Source organism: Microbacterium enclense, assembly GCF_004022425.1.
Classification (GTDB): Bacteria; Actinomycetota; Actinomycetes; order Actinomycetales; family Microbacteriaceae; genus Microbacterium; species Microbacterium enclense_A.
Map to the genome: position 1 here is coordinate 1 of NZ_RBZY01000141.1, position 607 is coordinate 607.

Sequence of the window (607 nt, forward strand, 5' to 3'; positions counted from 1 at the left end):
CGAGGTCGCGGAGCGTGAAGCCGTCGTGCGCCGTCACGAAGTTCACGCTCGCGAGCGGCCCCCGCTCCTCCGAGAACGTGTTCGACGAGCCGGCGAGGCGCGTGGCGAACCCGCCGATGCCGACCGGCGCGGTGTCGGCGCGGCGCGCGTAGTCGATGTCGCTGAGCCAGAAGTTGCGGACGCGATCGCGGTACCGGTCGTTCCACTCGTGCCATCCGTCGCCGAAGCCGCCGGTTTGCCACCCGCCCATGCCGACGTCCCACGGCTCGGCGATGAGCTTCGTGCCGGCGAGCACGTCGTCGTCGCGGATCGCCCGCAGCAGTGGGTGGTCGGGGGTGAAGGCGTGCGTCTCGTCGCGGCCGAGGGTGACGGCGAGATCGAAGCGGAAGCCGTCGATCTGCACGTCCTCGGCCCAGTACCGGAGCGAATCGAGCACGAGGCGGGCGGCGGCATCCGTCGAGGTGTTCACCGCATTGCCGCACCCGGTCTCGTCGATGTAGACGCCGTCGTCGGTCTGGCGGTAGTACGAGCGGTTGTCGATGCCGCGCAGGCTCGTGCGCGGGCCTCCGATGCCTTCCTCGGCGGTGTGGTTGTAGACGACGTCGAG

At 70.3% G+C, this 607-nt stretch carries 1 pseudogene; it reads right to left on the reverse strand.

Features of this window, described 5'->3' with window-relative positions:
- Positions 1-607 (reverse strand): annotated as a pseudogene (locus D8Y23_RS16600) (glycogen debranching enzyme); the annotation flags it as partial.